The sequence below is a fragment of the Mesorhizobium sp. M0894 genome, from assembly GCF_040319725.1.
Classification (GTDB): domain Bacteria; phylum Pseudomonadota; class Alphaproteobacteria; order Rhizobiales; family Rhizobiaceae; genus Mesorhizobium.
This window is the reverse complement of record NZ_JAMYOG010000002.1, coordinates 1-25638: the sequence shown is the minus strand read 5'-3', so window position 1 is coordinate 25638 and position 25638 is coordinate 1. Positions and strand designations below refer to the sequence as shown.

General features: G+C 61.4%; 25 protein-coding genes and 1 pseudogene. 6 read left to right on the top strand and 20 right to left on the bottom strand.

The window, feature by feature from the left end; all coding sequences use genetic code 11:
• Nucleotides 1-15: 15 nt before the first annotated feature.
• From NKH91_RS03375 to NKH91_RS03330, 10 genes are all read right to left on the bottom strand, one after another.
• On the bottom strand, nucleotides 16-1392 hold the full coding sequence (locus tag NKH91_RS03375) for a pyruvate dehydrogenase complex dihydrolipoamide acetyltransferase (protein ID WP_352847965.1): 1377 nt from the start codon (nucleotides 1390-1392) through the stop codon (nucleotides 16-18).
• Nucleotides 1393-1410: 18 nt separating this feature from the next.
• Entirely contained in the window at nucleotides 1411-2868 is a 1458-nt protein-coding gene (locus NKH91_RS03370; protein ID WP_352883407.1) for a pyruvate dehydrogenase complex E1 component subunit beta, read from the bottom strand.
• Between the two features lie 15 nt (nucleotides 2869-2883).
• Entirely contained in the window at nucleotides 2884-3924 is a 1041-nt protein-coding gene (gene pdhA, locus NKH91_RS03365; protein WP_502895946.1) for a pyruvate dehydrogenase (acetyl-transferring) E1 component subunit alpha, read from the bottom strand.
• 171 nt (nucleotides 3925-4095) lie between these two features.
• Entirely contained in the window at nucleotides 4096-4416 is a 321-nt protein-coding gene (locus NKH91_RS03360; RefSeq protein WP_352847969.1) for an FtsB family cell division protein, read from the bottom strand.
• 134 nt (nucleotides 4417-4550) lie between these two features.
• Nucleotides 4551-5825 (bottom strand): phosphopyruvate hydratase, encoded by a 1275-nt coding sequence (gene eno, locus NKH91_RS03355; RefSeq protein ID WP_352847972.1) that lies wholly within the window; start codon nucleotides 5823-5825, stop codon nucleotides 4551-4553.
• Nucleotides 5826-6224: 399 nt separating this feature from the next.
• A complete protein-coding gene (locus NKH91_RS03350; protein ID WP_023717559.1) occupies nucleotides 6225-6590 on the bottom strand; it encodes a PRC-barrel domain-containing protein in 366 nt (121 codons plus the stop codon).
• A gap of 122 nt (nucleotides 6591-6712) precedes the next feature.
• Nucleotides 6713-7564 (bottom strand): 3-deoxy-8-phosphooctulonate synthase, encoded by an 852-nt coding sequence (kdsA, locus tag NKH91_RS03345; protein ID WP_352847974.1) that lies wholly within the window; start codon nucleotides 7562-7564, stop codon nucleotides 6713-6715.
• Nucleotides 7561-8445: a VOC family protein gene (locus tag NKH91_RS03340; RefSeq protein WP_352847977.1), complete on the bottom strand. Its 885-nt coding sequence runs from the start codon at nucleotides 8443-8445 to the stop codon at nucleotides 7561-7563. The genes kdsA and NKH91_RS03340 overlap by 4 nt, the downstream gene beginning before the upstream one ends.
• A 304-nt stretch (nucleotides 8446-8749) precedes the next feature.
• The gene (locus NKH91_RS03335; protein WP_023717556.1) at nucleotides 8750-9037 is read right to left on the bottom strand and encodes a Dabb family protein; all 288 of its coding nucleotides are present in this window, start codon (nucleotides 9035-9037) and stop codon (nucleotides 8750-8752) included.
• Between the two features lie 102 nt (nucleotides 9038-9139).
• Complete coding sequence (locus NKH91_RS03330; protein WP_352482532.1) at nucleotides 9140-9274, bottom strand: hypothetical protein; 135 nt, start codon at nucleotides 9272-9274, stop codon at nucleotides 9140-9142.
• Nucleotides 9275-9460: 186 nt separating this feature from the next.
• Here NKH91_RS03330 and NKH91_RS03325 point away from each other — a divergent pair, with 186 nt between their 5' ends.
• Entirely contained in the window at nucleotides 9461-10450 is a 990-nt protein-coding gene (locus NKH91_RS03325) for a glycerophosphodiester phosphodiesterase family protein (protein WP_352847980.1), read from the top strand.
• Nucleotides 10451-10537: 87 nt separating this feature from the next.
• Here NKH91_RS03325 and NKH91_RS03320 read toward each other — a convergent pair whose 3' ends face one another.
• Both NKH91_RS03320 and NKH91_RS03315 read right to left on the bottom strand, forming a co-directional pair.
• A complete protein-coding gene (locus NKH91_RS03320; RefSeq protein ID WP_352883401.1) occupies nucleotides 10538-12517 on the bottom strand; it encodes a bifunctional 2',3'-cyclic-nucleotide 2'-phosphodiesterase/3'-nucleotidase in 1980 nt (659 codons plus the stop codon).
• A 130-nt stretch (nucleotides 12518-12647) separates the two neighbouring features.
• Nucleotides 12648-13913, bottom strand: coding sequence for an NAD(P)/FAD-dependent oxidoreductase (locus tag NKH91_RS03315; RefSeq protein ID WP_352847983.1), 1266 nt, complete (start codon nucleotides 13911-13913; stop codon nucleotides 12648-12650).
• Between the two features lie 180 nt (nucleotides 13914-14093).
• On the opposite strand from NKH91_RS03315, the gene NKH91_RS03310 reads away from it, so the two are divergent.
• The gene (locus NKH91_RS03310) at nucleotides 14094-14750 is read left to right on the top strand and encodes a 5-formyltetrahydrofolate cyclo-ligase (RefSeq protein WP_023717552.1); all 657 of its coding nucleotides are present in this window, start codon (nucleotides 14094-14096) and stop codon (nucleotides 14748-14750) included.
• Between the two features lie 13 nt (nucleotides 14751-14763).
• Here the strand turns inward: NKH91_RS03310 and NKH91_RS03305 are convergent, their stop codons facing one another.
• Nucleotides 14764-15237, bottom strand: coding sequence for an Lrp/AsnC family transcriptional regulator (locus NKH91_RS03305; protein ID WP_023675099.1), 474 nt, complete (start codon nucleotides 15235-15237; stop codon nucleotides 14764-14766).
• A gap of 158 nt (nucleotides 15238-15395) precedes the next feature.
• On the opposite strand from NKH91_RS03305, the gene ald reads away from it, so the two are divergent.
• Both ald and NKH91_RS03295 read left to right on the top strand, forming a co-directional pair.
• Nucleotides 15396-16511: an alanine dehydrogenase gene (ald, locus tag NKH91_RS03300; RefSeq protein ID WP_352847987.1), complete on the top strand. Its 1116-nt coding sequence runs from the start codon at nucleotides 15396-15398 to the stop codon at nucleotides 16509-16511.
• Nucleotides 16512-16710: 199 nt separating this feature from the next.
• Nucleotides 16711-18012: an outer membrane protein gene (locus NKH91_RS03295; protein WP_352847990.1), complete on the top strand. Its 1302-nt coding sequence runs from the start codon at nucleotides 16711-16713 to the stop codon at nucleotides 18010-18012.
• Between the two features lie 218 nt (nucleotides 18013-18230).
• Here the strand turns inward: NKH91_RS03295 and NKH91_RS03290 are convergent, their stop codons facing one another.
• The 7 genes from NKH91_RS03290 to NKH91_RS03260 all read right to left on the bottom strand — a co-directional run bounded on the left by NKH91_RS03290 (nucleotide 18231) and on the right by NKH91_RS03260 (nucleotide 23575).
• Nucleotides 18231-18698, bottom strand: coding sequence for a DUF1203 domain-containing protein (locus tag NKH91_RS03290; RefSeq protein ID WP_352847993.1), 468 nt, complete (start codon nucleotides 18696-18698; stop codon nucleotides 18231-18233).
• A gap of 76 nt (nucleotides 18699-18774) precedes the next feature.
• Nucleotides 18775-19581 carry a 4-hydroxy-tetrahydrodipicolinate reductase gene (gene dapB, locus NKH91_RS03285; RefSeq protein WP_352847996.1) on the bottom strand — a complete coding sequence of 269 codons (807 nt, stop codon included), beginning with the start codon at nucleotides 19579-19581 and terminating at the stop codon, nucleotides 18775-18777.
• Between the two features lie 116 nt (nucleotides 19582-19697).
• On the bottom strand, nucleotides 19698-20255 hold the full coding sequence (locus tag NKH91_RS03280; RefSeq protein WP_352847999.1) for an OmpA family protein: 558 nt from the start codon (nucleotides 20253-20255) through the stop codon (nucleotides 19698-19700).
• 86 nt (nucleotides 20256-20341) lie between these two features.
• A complete protein-coding gene (locus NKH91_RS03275) occupies nucleotides 20342-20905 on the bottom strand; it encodes a GNAT family N-acetyltransferase (RefSeq protein WP_023717547.1) in 564 nt (187 codons plus the stop codon).
• Entirely contained in the window at nucleotides 20905-21762 is an 858-nt protein-coding gene (gene sseA, locus NKH91_RS03270; protein ID WP_023717546.1) for a 3-mercaptopyruvate sulfurtransferase, read from the bottom strand. Before sseA ends, NKH91_RS03275 begins: the two co-directional genes overlap by 1 nt.
• Nucleotides 21763-21797: 35 nt before the next feature.
• Entirely contained in the window at nucleotides 21798-22541 is a 744-nt protein-coding gene (locus NKH91_RS03265) for an alanyl-tRNA editing protein (RefSeq protein WP_352496515.1), read from the bottom strand.
• Entirely contained in the window at nucleotides 22541-23575 is a 1035-nt protein-coding gene (locus NKH91_RS03260) for a cysteine synthase A (protein WP_023717544.1), read from the bottom strand. Before NKH91_RS03260 ends, NKH91_RS03265 begins: the two co-directional genes overlap by 1 nt.
• 215 nt (nucleotides 23576-23790) lie before the next feature.
• Here NKH91_RS03260 and NKH91_RS03255 point away from each other — a divergent pair, with 215 nt between their 5' ends.
• Both NKH91_RS03255 and NKH91_RS03250 read left to right on the top strand, forming a co-directional pair.
• Complete coding sequence (locus tag NKH91_RS03255; protein ID WP_352482520.1) at nucleotides 23791-24612, top strand: SDR family oxidoreductase; 822 nt, start codon at nucleotides 23791-23793, stop codon at nucleotides 24610-24612.
• 8 nt (nucleotides 24613-24620) lie between these two features.
• Nucleotides 24621-25595, top strand: a pseudogene (locus NKH91_RS03250) (alpha/beta hydrolase).
• Nucleotides 25596-25638: the final 43 nt, after the last annotated feature.

Sequence of the window (25638 nt, the reverse complement as noted above, 5' to 3'; positions counted from 1 at the left end):
CCCTGTTCCCTTCTCTTAGACCAGCATGCCCATCGGGTTTTCGACCATGCGTTTGAAGGCGACGAGCAGCTCGGCGCCGAGCGCACCGTCGACGGCGCGGTGATCGGTCGACAACGTCACCGACATGATCGTGGCGATCTTGATCTCGCCGTTCTTGACCACCGCACGTTGCTCTCCGGCGCCGACCGCCAGGATCGTCGCATGCGGGGGGTTGATGACGGCAGAAAAATCCTTGATGCCGAACATGCCGAGATTGGACACTGCCGTGGTGCCGCCCTGATATTCTTCCGGCTTCAGCTTGCGGCTGCGGGCGCGGCCGGCAAGATCCTTCATCTCGTTGGAGATAACGGACAGCGTCTTTTCGTCGGCACGCCGGATGATTGGCGTGATCAAGCCGCCGGGGATCGACACTGCAACACCGACATCGGCATGCTTGTGCTTGACCATGGCGTTTTCTGTCCACGACGCATTGGCATCCGGCACCGCCATCAGCGCCATGGCCAGAGCCTTGATGACCATGTCATTGACGGAAAGCTTATAGGCCGGCGTTTCCCCCTTCTCGGTCTTCTTCACCGGGGCGGCCGCATTGATCTGCGTGCGCAGGGCCAGAAGTGCGTCGAGCTCGCAGTCGAGCGTCAGATAGAAATGCGGGATGGTGGTCTTGGCCTCGACCAGCCGCCGCGCAATTGTCTTGCGCATATTGTCGTGGGGGACCAGCTCGTAGGAGCCTTCGGCAAACAGTTTGAGCACCTGCTCGTCGGACATTGGCTTGGGTGCTGCTGCCGCAGGTGCCGGAGCACCGGCGGGCGCTGCTTTTGCTGCTGGTGCCGCCTTGGCGCCGCCACTGGAAATTGCGGCCTCGACATCGGCCCTGACCACGCGACCATGCGGGCCGGAGCCCGTCACCGCCGACACATCGACACCGGCTTCCTTGGCGATGCGGCGGGCCAGCGGCGAGGCGAAGATGCGCTCACCGTTTGCATGGCCGTTGGCGGCCGCCGCCGGTTCCGCTTTAGGTGCAGGTGCGGCAGGCTCCTGCTTCGGCGCTTCGGGATTTGGTGTTTCAGCTTTGGAGGCGTCCGCTTTCGGAGCCTCAGCCTTTGCCGGCGCAGCGCCATCACCGCTTTTGGCGGCAGAAGCAGCATCCTCGCCCTCGGCCGCCAGCACCGCGATCAGCGCATTGACCTTGACGCCTTCAGTGCCGGCCGGAACCACCAGCTTGGCAACCGTGCCTTCGTCGACGGCTTCGACTTCCATCGTTGCCTTGTCGGTCTCGATTTCGGCAATCACGTCGCCCGGCGAAACCTTGTCGCCTTCCTTGACCAACCACTTGGAAAGATTGCCCTCTTCCATCGTGGGCGACAGCGCCGGCATGGTGATGTTGATCGGCATTTTGTCCTCCCGCCCTGCTCAGCGATACGTGACGGCTTTGACCGCCTCGACGACCTCGCCGACATTGGGCAGCGCCAGCTTTTCGAGGTTCGCCGCATAGGGCATCGGCACGTCCTTGCCGGCAATGGTAATGACCGGTGCGTCGAGGAAATCGAAGGCGCGCTGTGAGACCTGATTGGCGATATGGTCGCCGACCGAGTTCTGCGGAAAGCCTTCCTCGACCACCACCAGGCGATTGGTCTTTGTGACCGAGGCGATGATCGTGTCGAAGTCGAGCGGGCGGATAGTGCGCAAGTCGATGATCTCGGCATCGATGCCCATGCCGCGCAACTCCGCCTCCGCCTTGATCGCGTAGGTCATGCCGATGCCGAACGAGACGATGGTCACGTCCTTGCCGGATTTGTGAATGCGCGCCTTGCCGATCGGCAACACGAAATCGTCCATCTTCGGCACGTCGAAGGAGTGGCCGTAAAGGATTTCGTTTTCGAGGAAGATGACCGGGTTCGGATCGCGGATCGCCGCCTTGAGCAGACCCTTGGCGTCGGCGGCGGTATAAGGCATCACCACCTTCAATCCAGGAATATGGCTGTACCAGGCGGCATAGCACTGCGAATGCTGCGCGGCGACGCGGGCAGCAGCGCCGTTCGGGCCGCGAAAGACGATCGGGGCGCCCATCTGGCCGCCGGACATGTAGAGCGTCTTGGCGGCTGAATTGATGATCTGGTCGATCGCCTGCATGGCGAAGTTGAAGGTCATGAATTCGACGATCGGCTTCAGGCCGGCCATCGCCGCGCCAACACCAACGCCGGCAAAGCCGTGCTCGGTGATCGGCGTGTCGACCACGCGTCTCGGACCGAATTCCTGCAACAGGCCTTGTGTGATCTTGTAGGCGCCCTGGTACTCGGCGACTTCCTCGCCCATGACGAAGACGTCGCCGTCGCGGCGCATTTCCTCCGCCATTGCGTCGCGCAACGCTTCACGCACCGTGGTCGAGACCATTTCGGTGCCGGCCGGGATGTCCGGATCGGCGGCAATTTCCAGCTTGGGCGCGGCGGCAACAGGTGTTGCCGCTTCGCTCTTGGCCGGAGCAGCAGCGGGGGCCGGAGCAGCCGCGGGGGCCGGAGCAGCCGCGGGGGCCGGAGCAGCCGCGGGGGCCGGAGCAGCCGCGGGCGCTGCCGCTTGCGACTCGACAGCCTCCTCGCCAATGCCTTCGCCCGCCTCGTCGATGTCTTCGCCATCGAGGGCCAGCACAGCGATCAGCGTGTTGACCTTGACGCCTTCGGTGCCGGCAGGAACCACGATCTTGGCAAGTGTGCCTTCATCGACGGCTTCGACTTCCATCGTTGCCTTGTCGGTTTCGATCTCGGCAATGGCGTCACCGGCTGCGACTTTGTCGCCTTCTTTCTTCAACCACTTGGAAACATTACCCTCTTCCATGGTCGGCGAGAGGGCGGGCATGAGAATTTCGATCGGCATGTCCTTGCCCTCTCGTTAAAGTACGATATCGGTCCAGAGCTCGGACGGATCCGGCTCCGCGTCGTTCTGGGCAAATTCTGCAGCGTCGGCGACAACGTCGCGGACTTCCTTGTCGATGGCCTTGAGCTCGTCCTCGCTTGCCCATTTCTTGTCGAGCAACCTTGCCTTGACCTGTTCGATCGGGTCACGTTCGGAGCGCATTTTCTGCACTTCTTCCTTGGAGCGGTATTTTGCTGGATCCGACATCGAATGCCCGCGGTAGCGGTAGGTCTGCATTTCGAGAATGAGCGGCCCGTTGCCGGCGCGGCACCATTCGGCGGCGAGGTCGCCGGCGGCCTTGACGGCGCGCACATCCATGCCGTCGACCTGGATGCCTGGAATCTTGAAGGAGGCGCCGCGATGCGAAAAATCCGTCTCGGCCGACGAGCGCGAGACCGAGGTGCCCATGGCGTAGCGGTTGTTCTCGATGATGTAGACCACCGGAAGCTTCCATAGCGAGGCCATATTGAAGCTTTCGTAGACCTGGCCCTGATTCGCGGCGCCATCGCCGAAATAGGTCAGCGTCATATTGTTGTTGCCGCGATAGCGGTTGGCGAAGGCAATGCCGGTGCCGAGCGACACTTGCGCGCCGACGATGCCGTGGCCGCCGTAAAAATGCTTCTCCTTGGAGAACATGTGCATGGAGCCGCCCTTGCCTCTCGACAGGCCGCTACGGCGCCCGGTCAGTTCGGCCATGACGCCGCGCGGCGACAACTCCATGGCCAGCATATGGCCATGGTCGCGATAGGCGGTGATCATCTGGTCGCCATCGATCAGCGCCATCTTCATGCCGGTAACGACCGCCTCCTGGCCGATGTAGAGATGGCAGAAACCGCCAATGAAGCCCATGCCGTAAAGCTGGCCGGCCTTTTCCTCGAAGCGGCGGATGAGCAGCATGTGCCGGTAGGCGGCAAGCTCCTGGTCTTTGGTGAATTCAACAGGCTTTGGGGTGGAAAGGCCCATCGTTTTGCCGTCGGATTTGGATTTGGCAGGCGCTTTTCTGGCGGCGGTGGCCATGCATCACTCCCTGTTGGCGTCTCTTGGCGGACAGCGAGGGAGATCAGTTCTCCCACCGATTTGAGGCAGGCTAACATGCAGGGAAGGCTTTCGCCATGCCGAAAACGCATGGCTGTCATGCATCTAAGCGCCTAAAATCATTGCAAATATCGCCGATTAACTGAAATTGCGTTATCTTGCGACCGGCAGCATGATGGTGATCTCGTCGACATGGGACAAATTGAGCGCCTTGCGCGCCTGCTCGTCCAGCATGTCCTTCTCGAGCGTGCCCTCATGCATCAGCTGGACGCGGCGCTCCAGGTCGATCCGGCGTGCCTTGACGGCATCAAGCCTGCCCTGCAATTCGACAGTCTCGGCTTCGAGCCGATACTTGGAATAGATGCCGAACTCGCCATGATAGGCATGGAAGCCGAAATAGGTCAGGAACACCACGCAGAGCGAGGGGATGATCAGCCGGCCGGTGTTTCTTTGCTTGTGCTGGCGTGTCCACATGGTCCGAATCCTCTGCGCCGCCTTTGTCGCCCGATTGTGCTTAATGGACGGTTACGGATTGCTGGATTCGGAGCCCTGAAAGCAAAAGGGCGGGAATGTCCCCGCCCTCGCTCGCTCGGATTTTCTGTCGAAAATCAGCTTTTAACGATCGACTTGCCGGCATACCGCGCCTGCTTGCCGAGCTCCTCTTCGATGCGGATGAGCTGGTTGTACTTGGCCATGCGGTCCGAGCGTGACAGCGAGCCAGTCTTGATCTGCCCGCAATTGGTGGCAACGGCGAGGTCGGCGATGGTCGAATCCTCGGTCTCGCCCGAGCGGTGCGACATCACCGCGGTATAGCCGGCCTTGTGCGCGGTCTCGACGGCGTCGAGCGTTTCGGTAAGCGAGCCGATCTGGTTGACCTTGACCAGGATCGAATTGGCGACACCCATGCGGATGCCGTCGCGCAACCGCGCCGTGTTGGTGACGAACAGATCGTCGCCAACCAGCTGCGTTTGCTTGCCGATGAGGTCGGTCAGCATTTTCCAGCCGTCCCAGTCGTCCTCGGCCAGGCCGTCCTCGATGGTGATGATCGGGTAGTCGGCAGCGAGCTTGGCCAGATATTTGGCTTGCGCCTTCGGGTCGCGGGTCTTCTTCTCGCCTTCATAGACGTAGTTGCCGTCCTTGAAGAACTCGGTCGCCGCGCAGTCGAGTCCGAGTGCGACCTCCTCGCCTGGCCTGAAGCCGGCCTTCTCGATCGATTCGATGATGAAGTCGAGCGCGGCCGGCGCGCTTTTCAGGTTGGGGGCAAAGCCGCCCTCGTCGCCGACATTGGTGTTATGGCCGGCATCCTTCAGCCTCTTCCGCAGCGTGTGGAATATCTCCGAGCCCCAGCGCACGGCATCGCGCAGCGTCGGCGCGCCGATCGGCAGAATCATGAATTCCTGGAAATCGATCGGGTTGTCGGCATGCGCACCGCCGTTGATGATGTTCATCATCGGCACCGGCAGCACATGCGCCTTGGTGCCGCCGACATAACGGTAGAGCGGCAGGCCGGCCGCTTCGGCCGCGGCCTTGGCCACGGCCAGCGACACACCGAGAATGGCATTGGCGCCGAGCCGGCTCTTGTTGGGCGTACCATCGAGCTCGATCATGGTTAGGTCGATGTGGATCTGATTCTCGGCCTCCATGCCGCCGATCGCCTCGAACAGCTCGCCGTTCACTGCCTCAACCGCCCTGAGCACGCCCTTGCCGAGATAGCGGGGGCCGCCGTCGCGCAGTTCGACCGCCTCATGCGCGCCGGTCGATGCGCCGGACGGCACCGCGGCGCGGCCCATTGAGCCGTCTTCGAGCACGACGTCGACCTCGACGGTCGGATTTCCGCGGCTGTCCAGGATTTCACGCCCGACAATGTCGATGATGGCCGTCATTGCGATGTCCCCGATTGATCGATTGAAGCGTCGCGCACCTCTTAGCCAAAGCGCTGCAAAACGCAATCGGGGCACTTGCAAATATTGCCCGTGCGCCCATTGCCGCTCTTGGGATTCACGAAGCACAAAGCGCTGTCATCATTTGTCATGCGCGGCATGCCGGTTTCTGGTTTATGGCTGTTGTCGCGCGGGGCGAAACAGGAGGAGTTTCGCCATGTCCCAGTTGAGCGGTATTGTGAGTTTGTTCCTGATTGCGGCTGCGTTCCTGACGTCGTGCGACAATCAGCAACCCCCGCAGGGATCGTCGCCTTTGCCGGCCCTGCAAATTGCGCAGTAGCATCCCGCCACATCGAAAGGCCCCCGATTTCCCGGGGGCCTTTTTGATTCCAGGAGACTTAGTCAGTGCCAGTAAGGCTCGACCTTGTAGTAGTTGTATGAGGCGTCACGTGCAGCCTCGCCGTCGGCGCCGGTCAGCTCGTTGATCGAGTAGGAAGGAGCGGCCATCAGCTGGTCTTTGGTGAACGGCACGACATAGCCACCCCTGTTCTCATCATAATCAAGGCTCGCCCACGGAATGGCGTGGTATTTCTCGCCAATGCCGAGAAATCCGCCAAAACCGATCACGGCGAACATGATTCCGTTCGACAATTTGTCGAGCATGACGTCCTCAATGTCGCCGATATGAGTGCCTTCCGTGTTGTAGACCGATGTGCCGATAACCCGCGAAGCGGCAATGGCTTCGGTGTGTCCCGTCTGGGTCGTCATGGTGTGCTCCTCGTCGTCGTTGACATTAGATTTTGACAATGAGGGCCGCGGGCTAAGGTTCCAGACAGGTTCGAAATTCTTCAAAGTTTTCTTGGCGACGCTGCTGTGGCGCAACTGCTGGTTCAACCCACGCTCTTGGCGATGCGATCGAACGCCATCAGCCGTTCAAGCAATGCGGGAAGATCCTTTAGCGGCACCATGTTGGGGCCGTCGGAAGGCGCGTTGTCGGGGTCCTGGTGCGTCTCGATGAAGACGCCGGCGACGCCAACCGCGACAGCCGCGCGCGCCAGCGTCTCGACAAAGCGCCGGTCGCCCCCAGACGAACCGCCCTGCCCGCCCGGCTGCTGCACCGAATGAGTGGCATCGAAAATGACCGGCGCGCCGATCTCGGCCATGATCGGCAGCGCCCTCATGTCGGACACCAAGGTGTTGTAACCAAAGGATGCGCCGCGCTCGGTCACCAGGACATTGGCGTTGCCGGAGCCGGTGATCTTGGCGACGACGTTCTTCATGTCCCATGGCGCGAGGAATTGGCCCTTCTTTACATTGACCACCTTGCCGGTTCTTGCCGCAGCAATCAGCAAATCGGTCTGCCGGCTGAGGAAGGCAGGAATCTGCAGAATGTCGACATGCGGCGCGACGATCGCGCATTGTTCCTCAGTGTGGACGTCGGTCAGGATCGGCAGCGAAAAATTCTTGTGCAAATCGTCGAAGATCGGCATTGCCGCTTCAAGTCCCGCACCGCGCGTGCCGCCAAGCGAGGTGCGATTGGCCTTGTCGTAGCTGGTCTTGTAGACGAGCCCGATGCCGAGCCTTTCGGTCAATTCCTTCAGCGCACCGGCCATGTCGAAAGCGTGCTGCCGCGATTCCAGCTGGCATGGACCGGCGATCAGCGATAGGGGCGCGCTGTTGCCGAAAATGACCTTGCCGATCGCAACGGAAGAATTTGGCATCACAGGATTGAGCTTGTTCATGCGATCTCCCGGAAAATGAAGGCTGCGCCCTGCCCTGACGCCGGCGGCACGATGATATCACCGCCGCGTATGTCGTGTTCGACGGAATTGGCTGCAAGCAGCTTTGCGACGGTGTCGCCGTGCCTAACCGAAAAGACGATCCCAGCAAAGCGGAGTTCAGACGGCGCGCCGGCGGGAATGCCGAAGCGTGCCGCAAAGGCTGCAGGATCCAGAACGGTCACAGCGGCATTCGGCAGCTTATAGACAGTGCCGCTCTGCGCCTCCATCCCGGCTGCGATCGAAATCACATGGCCTTGTTCGGAAGGTTCGCGGCTGACTGCCACGACTTCGACAATGCCGGTTGCGCCATTAGCGTGGGCCTGCAAAGCGGTGCGGTCGACCTTCGGCGCATTGATCCGTTCGCAGGCGAAGAGAAAAGCGTCCGTTGCCTTGCCTAGAGCCGCGAAGGCAAGCTTGAATGATGCGGTGTCGCTCTTTCCTGTCGCATCAGCGAAGGCGCGCGAAAAGCTGAGCATGTCTCCCGCCGACAGTCCGGCTTCGATGAAGCGCGCGTGGTCCGCGGCGGCGCTTTCGGTGCCCAGCACCACGGCAGAAAATCCTTCATCACCGTTTCTTTCGCGATAGGTGTGATCCCGCGCGACAAAGACATTGCGGTTCGCGATCGCCGTTGCCACGGCCTGTCGGTCGGCGACCGCGAGCGGCTCGAGATAGGTACCGTCGGTGAGGAAGACACAACAGTTTTCCGTTCCGAAGGGATGGATACCCGTCGGCGCAACGGTAAAGCCGAGCAAGGTCAAGCGCGCCCGCGCAACATCGAGGCTCGCGGTCGGCAACACCAGGTGATCGAGCGGATGAGGGCTTGCGGGGGTGTTCTCGGTCATGTCCCGCGCGGTGTGCCTCATTCCTGAAAATGGTTCAAGGGCTTAGCCGGCACCTCGGCGGCGATCGCAGTGCCCGGCCGCGAGGAGCCGACTTGCCGCCGTCAAAAATCATCCTAGCTCATTGCCAGGGGAAGAGACCTTTTCATTGCCCTGGCCGTTATTGCGATAGCAGTTATCGCCGTGCTGATCTGGAACGCGCCAAAGCGGCCGGGCGTCGATCCGACCGAGACCTCCGCGGCTCAGACGGAATGAATCGGGCTGCGGCGCGGCCCCGCTCCGCGACGTGAAATCTGCCTTAGGGCGGTCAACTTGCCACTATATCGGCCGAATAACGCAATTCGCGCAGCGGTTTTACCCGGCTGGTGGTCTCTGCATAGAGCGGATGCGCCTTGTAGGCGGCGAGCGCTGCCTCGTCTTCGAACTCGGCGTAGACGACCACATCGATTTCATCCGAGAGCGGGTCGACCTTGGTGTTGAGCGTCACCTCGAAACGGCGCGAGTGGGGTATCTTGCCGAGCGCCAGCAGACCCGTACGCACTGCCTCGACGTCCACTTTACGACGCGCGCTGAAGAAAACGATATGCCGGATCAACCCAGCCTCCTCGACCGTTGGACCGGCGTTCTTTTGTGTCAGCGGGAGCGTGCCGTCAATCGGCAGGATGTCGCGTCGGCGAACCGTGGCGAAGAAGAGAAACTACACCATACTGGTTACATAGTGCACGACGCGCGTCACCTCCCTGATGGTCCTGTCGAGGTAGCGGCCTTGGTTGTAAATGCCGTCCCAGATCAGGAAAAAGGTGACGGCCGTGATGACGATGACATAACGCATGGCTAAAACTAGCGCATATGGGTGGTTGCAACCATAGTGATTCCGGCCCTGCTGGGACCCTTCCCGAATTTTAACGGCCTTTGGTCTGTCTGCCGCAATGCTTGCTGGCCGAACTGGCGATACCGCTGCCGGCGGCTTGGAAAGATAACCCCGCTCGGCTTCGACGACCGCTTCAGGAATCATACCATGCGCAAACGGACGATCTCCCTCGTTGCAATTCTTGTCGCTGCAGGCGGCATCTGGCTCAACAACACCTCGCTGCTGTCGAGCCGGCCGGCCGGCACCCCTTCGGTGCTTGCCCATCGCGGCCTGGCTCAGGATTTCGACCGTACGAACCTCGGATCGGAAACATGCACGGCCGATCGCATGCTGACGCCGCGCCATTCCTTCCTCGAAAACACGATTCCCTCGATGGAAGCCGCCTTCGCGCTCGGTGCGGACGCGCTCGAACTCGATGTCCATCCCACTACGGACGGCACGTTCGCCGTCTTCCACGACTGGACGCTGGATTGTCGTACCAACGGCAAGGGAGAAACGCGCCGCCATGCGATGTCCGAATTGAAGACGCTCGATATCGGTTATGGCTACACTGCCGATGGCGGCAAGACCTTTCCGTTTCGCGGCAAGGGTGTCGGCATCATGCCGTCGCTGGATGAAGTCTTGCAGCGCTTCCCGAACCGGCGTTTCAATATCAACATCAAAAGCAACGATCCCAAGGAAGGCGAGATGCTGGCCGCCTGGCTCGCCATATTGACGCCGGCCGAGCGCGCCAATCTGACGGTCTATGGCGGCGACAGGCCTATAGAAGCAGTGAAGGCAGCGTTGCCGGACATGCATACGCTGAGCCGCGCATCCCTGACGCGCTGCATTCTTCGCTATGCTGCGCTCGGCTGGAGTGGCTACGTTCCGGATGCCTGCCGCCAGGGCACCTTGCTCATCCCCGTCAATGTCGCAAAGTGGATGTGGGGCTGGCCCGCCCGTTTTCTCGACCGTATGGAAAGCGTCGGCAGCCGCGTCTACCTGCTCGGTCCCTATTCCGGCGGCGGCTTTTCACAAGGCCTCGACGACCCCGCCTCGATCGACCAACTGCCGGACGATTATTCCGGTGGGATTTCGACGGATGCGCTGGATCTGGTCATGCCTGCCGTCAAGCGGCGTTTCGCACCACCTGCCTGAAGAGGCTGCCTGCCTCAAACGGATCGGCCGTATCGGGACAGTATCTTAACGCTGAGACAGTTTCGAGCCGACGCTCAAATCCTCGCCTCAAAGAGTGATGCGGTATTTGGAAAACCCCGCTTCGCCCTCGCCCGCCGGCTCGATCTTCAGCGACTTCACTTGCGCAATAAATTCTCTCGCCTTGGCGCCGGTCTCGAACACGACGCTGGTTTCCGGCAGCGGCGCAAACGACCAGTTGGCATCCGCCGACGGGTTGATGGTGCCTTTGCTGACGATATAGCGCACGATCACGTCGCGGTTGGTGTCGGGCGCTTCGTAGATGATCTTCGAGGCATTGATCTCCGGGAAATTGCCGCCGCCGCCGGCCCGGTAGTTGTTGGTTGCGACGACGAATTTCCGCATGGGATCAATTGGTTTGCCGTCGAACATCAAGTCAATGATGCGGTTCGAGCCGGCGTTCACCAGCCCGCCCTTCGAATCATATTTCGGTGGCTGCGACAGGTCGATCCGGTAGGTGACGCCGTCGATCACGTCGAAATTATAAGACGGGAAGTCGGTGTTGATGAGCGCCTGGTCAGCTTTGCCCGGCTCGATCCGGTTGAAGATGCCGGCCGACATTTCCAGCCATTCCTTCACCTCTGCCCCCGTGATTTCGACGGCGCGCACCGTGTTTGGATAGAGATAGAGGTCGGCGACGTTCTTTATGGCGATATCGCCCACCGGCACGTCGGTGTAATAGTCTGCGCCGTTGCGCCCGCCCGCCTTGAACGGTGCCGCCGCCGATAGCAGCGGCATATCCTTCCACTCGGTGTTCTTCAGGATGTCCTTCAAGTACCAGGTCTGCGCCTGGCTGACGATCTGCACCGATGGATCGTCGGAGACCAGCGCAAAATAGGAATAGAGCGGCGCCGAGGTTTTGCCGACCGGCCGACGCACATAGGCAAGCGTCGCCTCGTGGTCCTGTTTGAGCGCATCGACGATGCGCTGGTCGTCAGCGACGATCGGCTTGTTCGTCTTGTCGACCCGCTCAAAGATAGGCCTGGCCTCAGAGGTCGCCGAGACGATTTTCCATGTCGATCCGTCGCGCTCCAGCAACAGATCGATCAGCCCCATATGCGAGCCCCAGAAGCCGGCCATGACGGCGGGCTTACCTTGCAACGTGCCTTTCGCCGTATCGACGGCTTCCAGCGACTGAAAGTCCTTCTTGCCAGGGAAGACCAGATGCTGGTGGCCGGTGAACACAGCATCGATACCTTCGACGCCGGCAACGAAGAAGGAGGCATTCTCCATCATGTCGCCTTGCTTCACGTCGATGCCAGAATGGGAGAGCGCAATGATGATGTCGGCGCCTTCTTCCTTCATCTGCGGCACCCACGCCTTGGCCGCCTCGACGAGGTCGCGCGTCTTGACGCTGCCCTCGAGATTTTTCAGATCCCAGACCATGATCTGCGGCGGCACGAAGCCGATGATGCCGATCCTGATCGGCTGCTCGGCGCCCGACCCGTCTTTGATCTTCCTGTCGAGGATGACGTAAGGTTTGAGATAAAGCTTGTCGTCGCGCGGGTTCGCGGCAAGCTCCGTGCCGCGGATCAAATTCGCGCAGACGAACGGGAAATTGGCACCGGCCAGCACCTTGTCCATGAACGACAGGCCGTAGTTGAATTCGTGATTGCCGAGCGTCGAGCATTCGTAGCCGAGCAGGTTCATGCCCTTCATCACCGGATGCAGATCGCCGTCCTTCATGCCCCTCTCGTAGGCGATGTAGTCGCCCATCGGGTTGCCTTGCAGAAGGTCGCCATTATCGATCAGCATCGCGTTGGTTGCTTCCTTGCGCACGGCTTCAATCAATGATGCCGTTCGCGACAGCCCCATCGTGTTGTTAGGTTTGTCGGCGTAGTAATCGTAAGGCAGCACATTCACGTGGATGTCGGTCGTCTCCATAATCCTCAGATGCGCCTGATTGGCTTGAGCCCGGGCGGAGAACGGGTGCAGCATGATCATCGCTCCGCCGGCGGCGACGCCGGCGAGGAAATCGCGGCGTGAGACGAGGTGGCGCAATTGGGACATTCGTTTCTCTTTCTTCCACGACGTGACAAGTCCTGCCCGAAGCAAAGCTTCGCGCCGAAATCCAGCCGAGTCCAGAAGTCGATTCCATCAAGAGGAGGTGACGCGCTGATGAATGTCCGGCAGCGAACAATCAGCCCTTGTCGTCGTCGCCCTGGGTGATCAGCCGAGCGCTGCGCTGACCGGTGAAGTAGATCCATAGCCAGCTCAGGGAAACCGCAAGCCGGTTACGGAAGCCGATCAGGAAGTAGATATGCGCCAAGCCCCATAGCCACCAGGCAAGCCGGCCGGTGAGCTTGATCCAGCCGAAATCGATGGCCGCGGCGCGCTTGCCGATCGTCGCCAAATCGCCGTCATGCCTGTAGTGGAACGGACGTACCGTTGTGTCGCCGGCGAGCCTGGCCTTGATCGTCGCGGCGACGTGCCGTCCCTGCTGCTTGGCTGCGGGCGCGACGCCCGGCACCAGCCGGCCATCCGGCCGCAGGACGTGTGCTGCGTCACCGATGACGAAAATCTCCGGGTTTCCCGGCACAGTGAGGTCGGGCTCGACAAGCACCCTGCCCGCGCGGTCCGCTGCCGCGCCGAGCCATTCGGCGGCCGGCGAAGCGGCGACGCCCGCCGCCCAAAGAATTGTCCTGGCCGGCAAATGCCTGTCGCCGAAGACGACACCCTCAGCATCGCAGCGCGTAACCGCCCGGCCGAGTTCGACGGTCACGCCGAGTCGTTCGAGCGCCTTCATTGCATAATCGGAGAGCTCCGGCGCGAAATTGGCAAGAACGCGGTCGCCGGCCTCAATCAACACCACACGCGTCTCGCGCGTGTCGATGTTGCGGAACTCGCCGCGCAGCGTGTCATGCGCCAGTTCGGCAATCGTGCCGGCCAATTCCACGCCGGTCGGCCCGCCGCCGACGATCGCCAGCGTCAGCAGTGCCTGGCGCTTGGCGGGATCGGTTTCCCGCTCGGCCTGCTCGAAAGCCAAAAGAATACGCCGTCGGATGGTGGTGGCGTCCTCCAGCGTCTTCAGGCCCGGCGCGAACGGCTCCCATTCGTCATGGCCGAAATAGGCGTGCCGCGCACCGGTGGCCAGCAGCAGCGTGTCGTAGGCGACCGCTCCGCCATCCTGCAGCAGCACGCGCTTGCCGGTGCGGTCGATGCCAGTCACGGTCGCAAGCAGCGTCGTCACGTCCTTGCGTTTGCGCAGGAGATGGCGGATCGGCCAGGCGACTTCGGAGGTTGCCAGCGCCGTCGTCGCCACCTGGTAGAGTAGCGGCTGAAAGAGGTGATGATTGCGCCTATCGATCATGGTGATGCGCACCGGCGCGCCAGTAAGTGCGCGGGTGAATTCGAGGCCGCCGAATCCGGCGCCTACGACGACGACGTGATGGTTGGCTGTGTTCATCTCACTCATCCCTCTCGCCAAGGCTGATGTAAGTATCCTTGTGCAGTGCAGCAATGCCTGCGCTGCACCTGCCTGGGACTCGTCGCCTGATGTCGTGAATACGCATGCTGCAGACTCATTCCCGGATATAGCCTACGTCCCGGATAGGGCTTGGTCGGAACAGTATATTGCAGGTGAATCATGGCTAAGGATGAAGATGAAGGCTCAGGGCAGTACGCCTCGCCGCCTTGTTTTATGCACGAGCTCGATCCGGAGTTCCAAGCGCCGCTGTCCGAATGGACCGATGTCAGGCGCTGGCGCAGGGCCGAGCGCGAGCGGTTGATCGCATCCCGCCTTGCCGTTTCCGCCGACATGCGCACAGCCATGTCGCAGCGCATTGCCGATGGTCTCGATGCGGTGATCGGCGACATCGCCGGGCGCATGGTCAGCCTCTACTGGCCGTTTCGCGGCGAGCCGGACCTGCGCCCGTGGATGGAAACCGTTAACGCGCGAGGTGGCCGCACGGCGCTGCCCGTTGTCGTGGAGAAAGACCGGCCGCTTATCTTTCGCGCCTATACCCACGGAGACCGGCTGGAGAAGGGCGTCTGGAATATCCCGATACCGGCCGAGGGCGATCCGGTACTGCCCGACATCGTCATTTCGCCGATCGTCGGCATCGATCCCGGACATTTTCGCCTGGGCTATGGCGGCGGCTTCTTCGATCGCACGCTTGCCGCGATGCCGTTCAAGCCGCTGGTCGTCGGCGTCGGCTACGAGTTGCAGCGCATCGTGACCATCTACCCGCAGCCGCACGATATTCCGATGGACCGTGTGGTGACCGAGTCATTCAACGTTTAGGCGAGTTTGGGGCCTAGGCTAGCTCAGGCTTCATTCCAACGGCCGTGCGATCGACGATTTCGCGCAAGGCAAAGGACGAATTGATCTTCGTCACATGCGGCATTGCCGAAAGCCACTCCTTGTGGATGCGTTCGTAGTCGACGAGATCCTTCGCCGCGATGCGCAGGATGTAATCATACTCGCCCGACATCAGATGGCAGGACAGGACGTTCGGGCAGCGCTTTATCGCTGCTTCGAAATCCGACAACGTCTTCTCGAATTGCCCGGACAGCGATATATGCACGATCGCCGTCATCTGGTGCCCAAGTGCAGCGTTGGACAGCCGGGCGTGATAGCCGCGGATGGTTCCGGATTTCTCCAGATTGTCCAGCCGCCGCGAACAGGCCGACTGCGACAGGCCGACCTTTTCGGCGAGCGCTGCATTGGGTATCCGCCCATCCTTCTGCAATGTCTCGAGAATGGCGATATCAATCCTGTCGAGCGGCATTTTTGCGGGTTCCTGCGATAATTCTACTGTTTCGCGCAACGATTATCGAACAGTAGCCTCTTAGGCAAGCGCATTCGCAAACACTTACCGAACGATTCGTGGTTCACTATCTCTAGACAGGGAACAGGCCCTAAAAGGGCCGGATCAGGAGAAAAAAGATGCGCGTCGGTTGCCCCCGGGAAATCAAGAACCATGAATACCGCATCGGCCTGACACCGGGCTCGGTCCGCGAATATGTCGCGCATGGCCATGAAGTGCTGATCGAGACCGGCGCCGGCGCCGGCATCGGAGCCGACGACAACGCGTACCGCGCCGCCGGCGCCACGATCGCCAAGACGGCCGCCGACGTGTTTGCCAAGTCGGACATGATCGTGAAGGTCAAGGAGCCGCAGCCCAACGAATGGGTTCAGCTCCGCGACGGCCAGATCCTCTACACCTATCTGCATCTCGCCCCGGATCCGGAGCAGACCAAGGGCCTGCTGGCCTCCGGCGTCACCGCAATAGCTTACGAGACCGTCACCGACGAGCGCGGCGGCCTGCCGCTCTTGGCACCGATGTCGGAAGTTGCCGGCCGCCTGTCGATCCAGGCGGGGGCCACGGCGCTGCAAAAGGCCAATGGCGGCCGCGGTGTGCTGCTTGGCGGCGTGCCCGGCGTGCTGCCCGGCAAGGTCACTGTGCTCGGTGGCGGCGTCGTCGGCCTGCATGCTGCACGGATGGCTGCCGGGCTTGGCGCCGACGTCACCATCATCGATCGCTCGATCCCGCGCCTGCGTCAGCTCGACGATATCTTTGGCGGCCGCGTCCACACCCGCTACTCGACCGTCGAGGCGCTGGAGGAAGAATGTTTTTCGGCTGACATCGTCGTCGGCGCCGTGCTGATCCCGGGGGCAGCCGCGCCCAAGCTGGTGACGCGCGAAATGCTCTCGGGCATGAAGAAAGGCGCCGTGCTGGTCGACGTCGCCATCGACCAGGGCGGCTGCTTCGAGACCTCGCACGCCACCACCCATGCCGAGCCGACCTATGCGGTCGACGGCGTTATCCACTATTGCGTCGCCAACATGCCGGGTGCGGTGCCGGTCACATCGGCCCACGCGCTCAACAATGCGACGCTGCACTATGGCCTGCAGCTCGCCGACAAGGGCCTCAAGGCGCTGGTAGACGACCACCATCTGCGCAACGGGCTGAACGTCCACAAGGGCAAGATCACGAATCGCGCAGTGGCCGAAGCACTCGGCTATGAGCTGGTCGAATCAAAGGCCGTTCTCGCGGCCTGATTTCCAACCGTTCTTTCCGGATGAGTCGCCGATGCCGTCGGCGGCTTGCTTGTTCACAGGCAATTTTCACGGTCTACAGCGGATTTTTCCCGCATCTGGTGCCCGTTTGATGCAATGTGCTCTTTCTGTGGCTTTTTTGTTACAGCCGCCACAATGAGCCGATGCTACGCAGATGCAGGGTTTATTAAAGGTAGGGCAAATGATCAGCAGAAAATCCGCTAAATCTCTTCTTCTTGGCGCAGTTTCCATTCTGGCGCTTGGGTCGGTTGCTCACGCCGCCGACGTGGTCGAACCGCTGGTTGAGACGGCGGGCTTCAACTGGAGTGGACTCTATGTCGGCTTTGGTGTTGGCGCCGGGGCCAATGTCCACGAGTTGAGCAGCGATTTCATTCCTGGGGTGTCGTTCAACGGCATTGGTGGCGAAGGCGTGTACGGTGAACTCACCGTTGGGTACGACTATATGGTGGCGCCGCGCTTCCTGATCGGCGGACTTCTGGACGCTCATGTTGGCAATATCGAGACCACGCTCGATGTTGCCGGATTCGACGCGTCGGTCAAAGAAACCTATGGTTTCGACGCTGGCTTGCGGGCAGGCTACCTCTTCACGCCAAACACTTTGGGTTACGTGCTTGGTGGCTATTCCTGGCAGAAATACAAATTCGACACGAACGCAGGCTTTGATTTCGACTGGGACCAGAACGGCTATTTCGTCGGAGCCGGCGTTGAGACGGCCATTAACAGCAACTGGACCATCAAAACCGAATATCGTTATACCCAATTCAGCACCAACGATGATCTCCTCTCCGAGTTCGGCGCACCAGATGGCGCACTCAACCTCGACACATCGCGGCATACGTTCCAGGTTGCCGCCAACTATCGCTTTGGCGCCCAGAATGGCGGCGTTGCGTCTTTTGAAGCGCCTGCCTACAACTGGACCGGCTTCTATATCGGTGGTGCGGGCGGCGCGGGTGCGTCGGTGCATCAGATCAATGTGCCGCCGCTTGGCGACCTGGAATTCAACGGTATCGGCGGCGAAGGCGTATTTGGCGAATTGAACGCGGGCTACGACCATGATTTCGGCAGCTGGGTTGCGGGAGTCATGGTGGATGCTCGCTACTCCGGCATGACTACGGAGCTGGAAGTGCCCGGCGGATCCATCAATCTGGACACAGACTATGGCTTCGATGTGCTGGGCCGGGTCGGTTTGAAAGTCAACGAATCGACCCTCGCCTATGTGCTTGGCGGCTACAGCTGGCAGCATTTCGATCTGAACGCATCTTCACCCATCGGCGACATCATCGATTGGGGCTCTAGCGGCTTCTCGGTCGGTGGTGGTTTGGAAGCGGCCGTGACCAACAACGTAACTGTCGGTCTCGAATATCGCTATTCGCAGTTTGCCGAGAAGGATATTCTGGAGGAGTTTGGAGGGCCGGGCGATGTCCTCACCACCACTCCTTCTTTCCATACCGTCCGCATCGGTGCGAAGTATAAATTCAACTAAGGCCCTCCAGGCAAATCGTTCGAGCCCGCCGGTTAATCCCGGCGGGTTTTTTCTTTGCAGACGATGCAGGCACAAAAAAGCGGAGCCAAAGCCCCGCTTCCTCGGTTGTCGAGAATTCCCGCCGGTTCATCCGCGGTCGGCAAATCGATCGACAGTCGCTTTCTACCGCAGGTATGCGACGGGAGTACGACAGCCTCAAGCCGGTGCAGCCGATCCGATTACACGCGGTCGATCCGACACTGATAGCAATTGTTGCGTGCAGAGCGGATGTGGACGTAAGCAATGTCGTCGCGCTCGAACAACGTCTCCGCCCGTGCCGCGATGGCATCGGTCGGAATGACGCCGCCGCTGCCGTAGACGATGCGGTCGTCCTTGCCGTAGCCGCGCACGATGTAATCGCTGCTTTCGAGTATATCGGGAAGCGTTTCCCCCTCGGCGGCGCGTTCGCATTCTTCCGCATGCAGAAAGATCGGCCCGGTTTCGGCATAAGGCTGCAGCTCAGGAAAAGGCCGATAGGCCAGAACAAGATAGGTTTCTCCCACAGCAACATTCTTCAGGCAGTGGCGGCAAGGCACGCCGTCGCCGTTCGAAATCTGCCGCTCTGGCTTCAGGTCATAAGCATCAGGTCCGCCGCGCTGAAGCGCGCGAACCGCATCGGTTGGCAAGGCTTTGAATTTTAGCGTCATGGCTAAATCTCCGGTGTCGTTGACCGGAAATTATGCTCGCAAGACAGAGCTTCCCACCCGATTCCTGCCAAATGGATCAGTCCATCAACGCGTCGAGACCACGCACCAGGCCTTTGATCTGCTGTACCCGCCTGATGGCGAGCAGCGTGCCCGCCACGTAAGGCGCCGCGGACGAGCCGGCATCGTGGCGGATGGTCAGCCGCTCGTCTGGCAGGCCGAACAACGCCTCGCAGGACAGGATGTAGGACGGCAGGCGAAGCGCGTGCACTTGCACCCCCTCGCCCGCGCCGACCGCAGCACCGCGTGTAGCCGGCACGCCGGAGACCTCGGAGACCGGCTTTGCCGTCGAAGCCTTGCGGATGTCGGCCAGCGCTTCAGCAAGTTCCCGCGCGGTACCGGAGGGCGCGTCGGGCTTCTTTGCACTGGCATAATCGATGACCTCGACATCCGGCACGTATTTTGCCGCCATAAGTGCAAACCGCTTCATCAGCGTAGCGGTGATGGAAAAGTTGCCGGCGGCAACGACGCCGACGCCGTGGGCGCGCGCCGCGGCGTCGATGTCGGCATAGTCGGCAGCACCCAGTCCCGATGTGCCGATCACAGCGTGCCGTCCCTTGTCGATGGCGAGCAGCGCATGGTCTTTCACGACATGTGGCTTGGTGAAGTCGACCAGTACGTCCGACGGCGCCTCCAGCGCCTCGGCCAGCGAGGCCGAAACGGAGATACCATTAGCCGGCATGCCAACCAGCAGGCCGGAATCCTGCCCCGCGCCGCTACGTGACACAGCCCCGGCCAGCGCCATGTCACCTTGCGCCCCGATCGCCGGAACCAGCGCCTTGCCGACCCAACCGGTCGCGCCGGCCATTACCACGCGAATTGCCATCGTGCGATCCTCCATCACCATCGGTTTTTAGACGACAGCGATATGGAAAGAGCCCGGCTCATTCAAGTCGGGCTCGCCTTTGAATATTGATCCAGACCCTGAACGGCTAGATCATTTTAACGGATGAAGTCGTCGAAGCGGCGCAGCGTCACCCGGCGATTTCGCCAGTTCTCATTCTGCGTCTGCACGAGCAGGAACTCCTCGCCGTAGCCGACGGTTTCGAGCGCATAGCCCGGCACACCGAATTCACGCAGCAAGGTGCGCTTCAGCGAGGCGGCACGTTGTTCGGACAAAATCTGATTCGACTGGAAGGAGCCCACAGCATCGGTATGGCCTTCGATCAGCACGCGGGCACCCGGATCGCGCCGCAGAACGCGCTGAAGTGCATCGGCGATGTTTTCGATCTTGGCGTATTGCGATTCGGAAATGGCAGCCGAGCCGAAGGCGAAATTGATCGACTGGATATCGATAGAGCGGACCATGCGCCGCAAGTCCGGCCGCTTCTTGAATTCGCGGATGGTGACGCGCTGATTCGGGCGCAGCTTCACCCGGGGCGCGGCTTCAAGCTGGCGCTCGATCGTGGCGGCCGAAGGCGTGGTCGCCTGGGCAACGGCAAGGGTCGGCATGGCGAGTGCCGCAACCAGCACGGCGGCAAATGTGCGTCGGGTCAGCATGTCTTTTCTCCTTCGGCCCTCGGCCGCATTGTGATGCCGACAAGATGGCAAAGACTAGCTGAAGCTTGGATGAACGAGCCTGAAAATCAGGGCCGCATGACGCTGGCCGCGCGCTCGGCAAAAGGCATCGGATGTACGACCTCCTTTTTTTGCGCCACCGGCGTGAAGCCGAGTTTTTGATAAAGCGGCAAGGCTGCTGGGTGATCAAGGGTGCAGGTCTGCACCGTCACCCGCTTGGGTCCGTGCGCCCAGGCTGCGGCGATTGCCGCACCGAGGAACCAGCGGCCAATGCCTTGCCCGGTCGCGTGCTCCATCATGCCGAAATAAGCGAGTTCCACTTCCTCCGGCAGATGCGGCTTGAGGTCGAAGAAGCCGGCCGGCGCGCCGTCGAGATAAAGCACCCTGATGTCGCGGTCCTCGCGATGGATGCCCGCCGCAAGCTCCTCGTCATTCAGTCTCAGCACGTTGACCCAGTGCCATTTGCGGCCGACCCGATCCATCAAATAGCGGTAGAAATGCAGCGGAATGTCTTTGGTCTTGAGCAGCGCGATCTGGCGGTTGTACGGCAGCGGCGGCGAATAGGCAGGCGGCACATGCATTTCGAGAAATGTCACGGTGACGTCGATGTCTTCCAGCGCTCCGTTTTTCATCACCGTCGGTCCTTGCCCGTCACGACGGGCGTGTCGGAAAGCCCACCCCATTCCGTCCATGACCCGTCGTAAAGCCTGTTTTCGGCATGGCCAAGCGTCTCCAGGGCCAGCGTGATGGCTGCCGCGGTGACCCCCGAACCGCAGGAGGTGACGACCGGCTTCGACAGATCGATGCCGGCCTCCTCGATCACTTTGCGCAGCCTGTCCTTGGGCAGCAATTCGCCGTTTTCCGAAAGCGCCGAAAACGGCACGTTGTGCGCGCCCGGCATGTGGCCGGAGCGGATGCCGGGGCGCGGCTCCGGCTCGGTGCCGGCAAAACGGCCAGGCGAGCGTGCGTCGGCGATCTGGCTCTCCCCCGTCTCGACGATCCGGCGCATGTCGGCAAGGCTGGCGACGCGGGCGGCATCGAAGTTGGCATAAAACACGCAAGGCGCGATCTTCGTCGGCTCCGCCGTCACCGGCCGTCCGGCGGCTTTCCAACGATCGAAACCGCCGTCGAGTATATAGACCTGGAACACGCCCATAACGCGAAACAACCACCAGGCGCGCGGTGCAGAAAAGAACCCTGGCCCGTCATAGACAACAATCGTGTCGTCGGCCGAAATGCCCATCGCGCCGACATATTGGGCAAAATGCTGCGGCGACGGCAGCGTGTGAGGCAGAGCCGCGTCGGGGTCCGAAACCGCATCCTGGTCTAGGAAGCGGGCGCCTGGAATATGCGCTGCGTCATACTCGGCGCGCGCGTCGCGCTTTTGCGCCGGCAGATACCAGGACGCGTCGACGATCGTCAGCCCAGGCTCGCCGAGCCGCTTCTGCAACCAATCGGCATCGATGGTGAAAGGACTGTCGTCGGCCATCTTTTCTCTCCTGTCCCGCCTGTCCCAGTCCTATATCAGGCTGGCGGCATCGGGCCAAAGCGAATGCGGAAGCGCCGGTTCTCGCGGCCCTTCTTCTCGATCTTGCCGATATGGATCTCGCCGATTTCGCCGGTGCTCCTCACATGGGTACCGCCGCAAGGCTGGCTGTCGACCGAAGCATTCTCGCCGATGCAGACCAGCCTGATCTTTCCCGTGCCGGCCGGCGGCCGCACATTCTTGGATTTCACCAGGCTTGGATTGGATGCCAGCTCCTCGTCGGAGATCAGCCGGGTGAAGATCGGGTGGTCGGCCCGCACCAGTTCCATCAGCCTGGCCGTCACGTCTTCCTTGGTGAAGCCGGCATCCGGGATGTCGAAATCGATACGGCTGTCGTCCTCGGAAACCGCGGCACCGGTGATCGGGAACGGACAGACGACGGTAAGCAGATGGCAGGCCGAGTGCATCCGCATCAGCAGCTGCCGCCGCGGCCAGTCGATGGCGAGCCTCATCCGCTCGCCCAACCGTGGAACCGCCTGCTCCGGCGCCGGCACATGGATGATCTCGTCCTTGGTTTCGCCGGTGATCGTAGCGGCAATCGCAATGCCGGTGCCGTCGGTGCGTTCGAGGCTGCCAGTGTCGCCCGGCTGCCCGCCCGATGTGGCGTAAAACACGGTCCGGTCCAGAATGATGCCGCCGCGATCGTTGACTGCGACGACGGTGGCGTCGGCCGTCCCCAGATAGGCGTCGTCACGAAACAGCGCTTCGGTCTTGTGCGCCATCACGCGACCCTTTCGAACGGCACCGAAATCGTGCTCCGTTGCTCCATCCAGCCCGGCACCGGCAGCTTCTTTTCGCGCAGGAATTCAGGATTGAACAGCTTCGACTGATAGCGCGTGCCGTAGTCGCAAAGCATGGTCACGATGGTTTGGCCGGGGCCTAGCTCGCGCGCCAGGCGAATGGCGCCGGCAATGTTGATACCGGTCGAACCGCCAACGCAAAGTCCCTCCTCCTGGATCAGGTCGAATACGATCGGCAGTGCGTCCTCGTCGGGGATCTGGAAGGCAAAATCGGGTGTAAAGCCTTGGAGGTTGGCGGTGATCCGCCCCTGCCCGATGCCTTCGGTGATCGAACTGCCCTCGGATTTCAACTCGCCGCTGGTGTAGAAGGAATAGAGCGCAGCCCCCAGCGGATCGGCCAGTGCGATCTTGACCTGGCTGTTCTTGGCCTTCAGCCCGAAGCCAACGCCTGCCAGCGTGCCGCCGGAACCGACCGCCGACACGAAACCATCCACCTTGCCGCCGGTCTGGTTCCAGATTTCTTCGGCTGTGGTGCGGATATGGCCGTCGCGGTTGGCGACATTGTCGAACTGGTTGGCCCAGATCGCGCCGTTCGGCTCGGTCTTCGCCATTTGCTCGGCCAGCCGGCCCGACAGCTTCACGTAGTTGTTCGGATTCTTGTAGGGCACGGCTGGCACTTCGATCAGCTCGGCGCCGAGCAGTTTGATCGTATCCTTCTTCTCCTGGCTCTGGGTATCGGGAATGACGATCACCGTGCGGTAGCCGAGCGCCTTGGCAACCAGTGTCAATCCGATGCCGGTATTTCCGGCCGTCCCTTCGACGATGACGCCGCCGGGCCGCAGCAGCCCGCGCTGTTCCGCATCGCGGATTATGAACAGGCCGGCGCGGTCCTTGACCGACTGCCCGGGATTCATGAATTCGGCCTTGCCCAGAATCTCGCAGCCGGTTGCTTCCGAGGCCTTGTTGAGGCGGATCAGGGGCGTGTTGCCGATCACGTCGATCACAGAACGGGGCATGGAGATTCCTTTGTGGGTGCGGCGAAACCCTAGAAACCCGACGCTTCGGTTTCAAGGCAAGAATTTGCCTGGTCCAGTCGCATTTCGCACACTGCAATTGCTGCAGCCAGGAGCGCCCGGCCGGCATTCATTTCAACCATGTACCGAAAAGCACTCTTTTCATTCGATTTCTTCACCGCTAGAGCACAGGCTAAGAAGAGCCGGCGGGGCGCAGCATGACACTCTATCGGGCCAATCCGAAGCATGGCGTCGCCTGGATTACGGGCGGCAGCAGCGGTATCGGCCGTTCGCTGGCCAAGGATCTTGCCGCTCAGGGCTATGTCGTCGCAGTGACTGCGCCCGATGACCATCCGATCGATACGCTCATCGTCGAAACGGCGCAGATGGCGGGCCGTGTCGTAGCCTTTCCCTGCGACGTGACCGACGAAAAACGCATGGCAAAGACGGTTGCAGCGATCGAGAAAGATCTCGGTCCGATCGTGTTGGCAGTGTTCAACGCGGGAAGCTATATCGCAACGCCGGGCGAGGATCTTGTCGCGCGCAATTTCCGTCGGTCTTTCGAAGTGAATTATTTCGGCATCATCAATGGCCTGCTGCCGGTCATCGAACGCATGCGCGTGCGCTCGCGCGGCCATGTCGTGCTGATCGGTTCGGTCACCGCCTATTTCGGCTGGCCCACCACCGCCGCCTATGGCGGCACCAAGGCGGCAGTCAATATCTTGGCCGAGTCGCTGAAATATGATTTCGACAAGATGAACGTCCGCATCCAGGTGATGAATCCAGGCTTTGTCGACACGCGGCTGACCGAGAAGAACTTCCTGCCGATGCCGGGCTTGATGCCGGTCAATCTGGCCTCGCGCCGCATCGCGCGAGGCATCGAATGCGGTGGCTTCGAAGTCACTTTCCCACGCCGCCTGAGCTGGACACTGAAGCTGCTCAGGATACTGCCGAGGCCGTTCTGCCGATGGGTGATCAGCACGGTCACCCGCTGGAATGCGCGGCCGCTGAATTTCGACCGCAAGCCACCGGTCGAATAGGATCCGTGATGGGCCGACGGATCATGCTTGCGGTGCTGGGGCTTGTCCTCATCCTTGTCCTGGCCTTGGCGCTTGGTCCGCGCGTCCTCGTCGAAACCACAATCCGTTTCGATCCCTCAGTGATCGGCGACGATCCGCAGGCCTATCTGGCGCGCCAGGAGGCGGCCGTGCCCGGCATCCGCGACGGGCTGGACAAGGAAATCATCTGGGCCGACCCGATGGTCCATGCCAAGACGCCATTCGCGATCGTTTACATCCACGGTTTTTCTGCGTCGAAGGGCGAGATTCGTCCATTGCCCGACGAGGTGGCCGACCAGCTTGACGCCAATCTTTTCTACACGCGCCTGAGGGGACATGGACAGGATGGCGCCGCGATGACGCAAGGCAGCGTCGGTGCCTGGATCAACGACTACGAGGAAGCGCTCGCTATCGGCCGAGCGATCGGCGACAAGGTGATCGTCATAGCCACCTCGACCGGCGGCTCGCTGGCGGCGTGGGCCGCGACGCAGCCAAGCGCATCGAACAGCGTCGCGGCGATCGCATTCATCTCGCCGAATTTCGGCGTCAAGGCTTCCGGCGCCGAATTGCTGACCCTACCGTGGGGCAGACAGATCGTCGAGCTCGTCGCCGGCAAGGAGCGTAGCTTCGTGCCACGCAACGCGCTGCATGAAAGGTTCTGGACCTAACGCTACCCGATCGCCGCGACATTGCCGATGGCGGCGCTGACAGAGCTTGCCTACGGCGCGCCGGTGGAGAAGACGTCCATCCCTGCCCTGTTCATCTTTTCGGATTCGGACAAGGTGGTACGACCAGATCGCACCCGCGAAATCGCGGCTCGCTGGGGCGCCGCACATGAATTGGTGCCGGTCGACGATACCGGCGACCCCGACAACCACGTCATTGCGGGTGACGCGCTGTCGCCATCGACCACGGCTTTCCTGGCGCAGCGGATTGTCGTGTGGGTCGAGGCGGTGGTGAAGTAACCAAAGGCCTCAAAGCAAAAGGGCGACCGGAGCATCACTCCGG

What these genes read in the sequence shown, in the direction of transcription:
- NKH91_RS03310 (WP_023717552.1), top strand. Translation starts at nt 14,094, where the DNA reads ATGGCTAAGGATGAAGATGAAGGCTCAGGGCAGTACGCCTCGCCGCCT.
- sseA (WP_023717546.1), bottom strand. Translation starts at nt 21,762, where the DNA reads ATGGCCGACGACAGTCCTTTCACCATCGATGCCGATTGGTTGCAGAAG.
- NKH91_RS03265 (WP_352496515.1), bottom strand. Translation starts at nt 22,541, where the DNA reads ATGGCGCACAAGACCGAAGCGCTGTTTCGTGACGACGCCTATCTGGGG.
- NKH91_RS03320 (WP_352883401.1), bottom strand. Translation starts at nt 12,517, where the DNA reads ATGTCCCAATTGCGCCACCTCGTCTCACGCCGCGATTTCCTCGCCGGC.
- NKH91_RS03295 (WP_352847990.1), top strand. Translation starts at nt 16,711, where the DNA reads ATGATCAGCAGAAAATCCGCTAAATCTCTTCTTCTTGGCGCAGTTTCC.
- ald (WP_352847987.1), top strand. Translation starts at nt 15,396, where the DNA reads ATGCGCGTCGGTTGCCCCCGGGAAATCAAGAACCATGAATACCGCATC.
- NKH91_RS03290 (WP_352847993.1), bottom strand. Translation starts at nt 18,698, where the DNA reads ATGACGCTAAAATTCAAAGCCTTGCCAACCGATGCGGTTCGCGCGCTT.
- pdhA (WP_502895946.1), bottom strand. Translation starts at nt 3,924, where the DNA reads ATGGCCACCGCCGCCAGAAAAGCGCCTGCCAAATCCAAATCCGACGGC.
- dapB (WP_352847996.1), bottom strand. Translation starts at nt 19,581, where the DNA reads ATGGCAATTCGCGTGGTAATGGCCGGCGCGACCGGTTGGGTCGGCAAG.
- NKH91_RS03340 (WP_352847977.1), bottom strand. Translation starts at nt 8,445, where the DNA reads ATGACCGAGAACACCCCCGCAAGCCCTCATCCGCTCGATCACCTGGTG.
- NKH91_RS03305 (WP_023675099.1), bottom strand. Translation starts at nt 15,237, where the DNA reads ATGCCGCTCGACAGGATTGATATCGCCATTCTCGAGACATTGCAGAAG.
- NKH91_RS03275 (WP_023717547.1), bottom strand. Translation starts at nt 20,905, where the DNA reads ATGAAAAACGGAGCGCTGGAAGACATCGACGTCACCGTGACATTTCTC.
- NKH91_RS03375 (WP_352847965.1), bottom strand. Translation starts at nt 1,392, where the DNA reads ATGCCGATCAACATCACCATGCCGGCGCTGTCGCCCACGATGGAAGAG.
- NKH91_RS03370 (WP_352883407.1), bottom strand. Translation starts at nt 2,868, where the DNA reads ATGCCGATCGAAATTCTCATGCCCGCCCTCTCGCCGACCATGGAAGAG.
- kdsA (WP_352847974.1), bottom strand. Translation starts at nt 7,564, where the DNA reads ATGAACAAGCTCAATCCTGTGATGCCAAATTCTTCCGTTGCGATCGGC.
- NKH91_RS03260 (WP_023717544.1), bottom strand. Translation starts at nt 23,575, where the DNA reads ATGCCCCGTTCTGTGATCGACGTGATCGGCAACACGCCCCTGATCCGC.
- NKH91_RS03280 (WP_352847999.1), bottom strand. Translation starts at nt 20,255, where the DNA reads ATGCTGACCCGACGCACATTTGCCGCCGTGCTGGTTGCGGCACTCGCC.
- eno (WP_352847972.1), bottom strand. Translation starts at nt 5,825, where the DNA reads ATGACGGCCATCATCGACATTGTCGGGCGTGAAATCCTGGACAGCCGC.
- NKH91_RS03325 (WP_352847980.1), top strand. Translation starts at nt 9,461, where the DNA reads ATGCGCAAACGGACGATCTCCCTCGTTGCAATTCTTGTCGCTGCAGGC.
- NKH91_RS03255 (WP_352482520.1), top strand. Translation starts at nt 23,791, where the DNA reads ATGACACTCTATCGGGCCAATCCGAAGCATGGCGTCGCCTGGATTACG.
- NKH91_RS03350 (WP_023717559.1), bottom strand. Translation starts at nt 6,590, where the DNA reads ATGACGACCCAGACGGGACACACCGAAGCCATTGCCGCTTCGCGGGTT.
- NKH91_RS03360 (WP_352847969.1), bottom strand. Translation starts at nt 4,416, where the DNA reads ATGTGGACACGCCAGCACAAGCAAAGAAACACCGGCCGGCTGATCATC.
- NKH91_RS03330 (WP_352482532.1), bottom strand. Translation starts at nt 9,274, where the DNA reads ATGCGTTATGTCATCGTCATCACGGCCGTCACCTTTTTCCTGATCTGG.
- NKH91_RS03315 (WP_352847983.1), bottom strand. Translation starts at nt 13,913, where the DNA reads ATGAACACAGCCAACCATCACGTCGTCGTCGTAGGCGCCGGATTCGGC.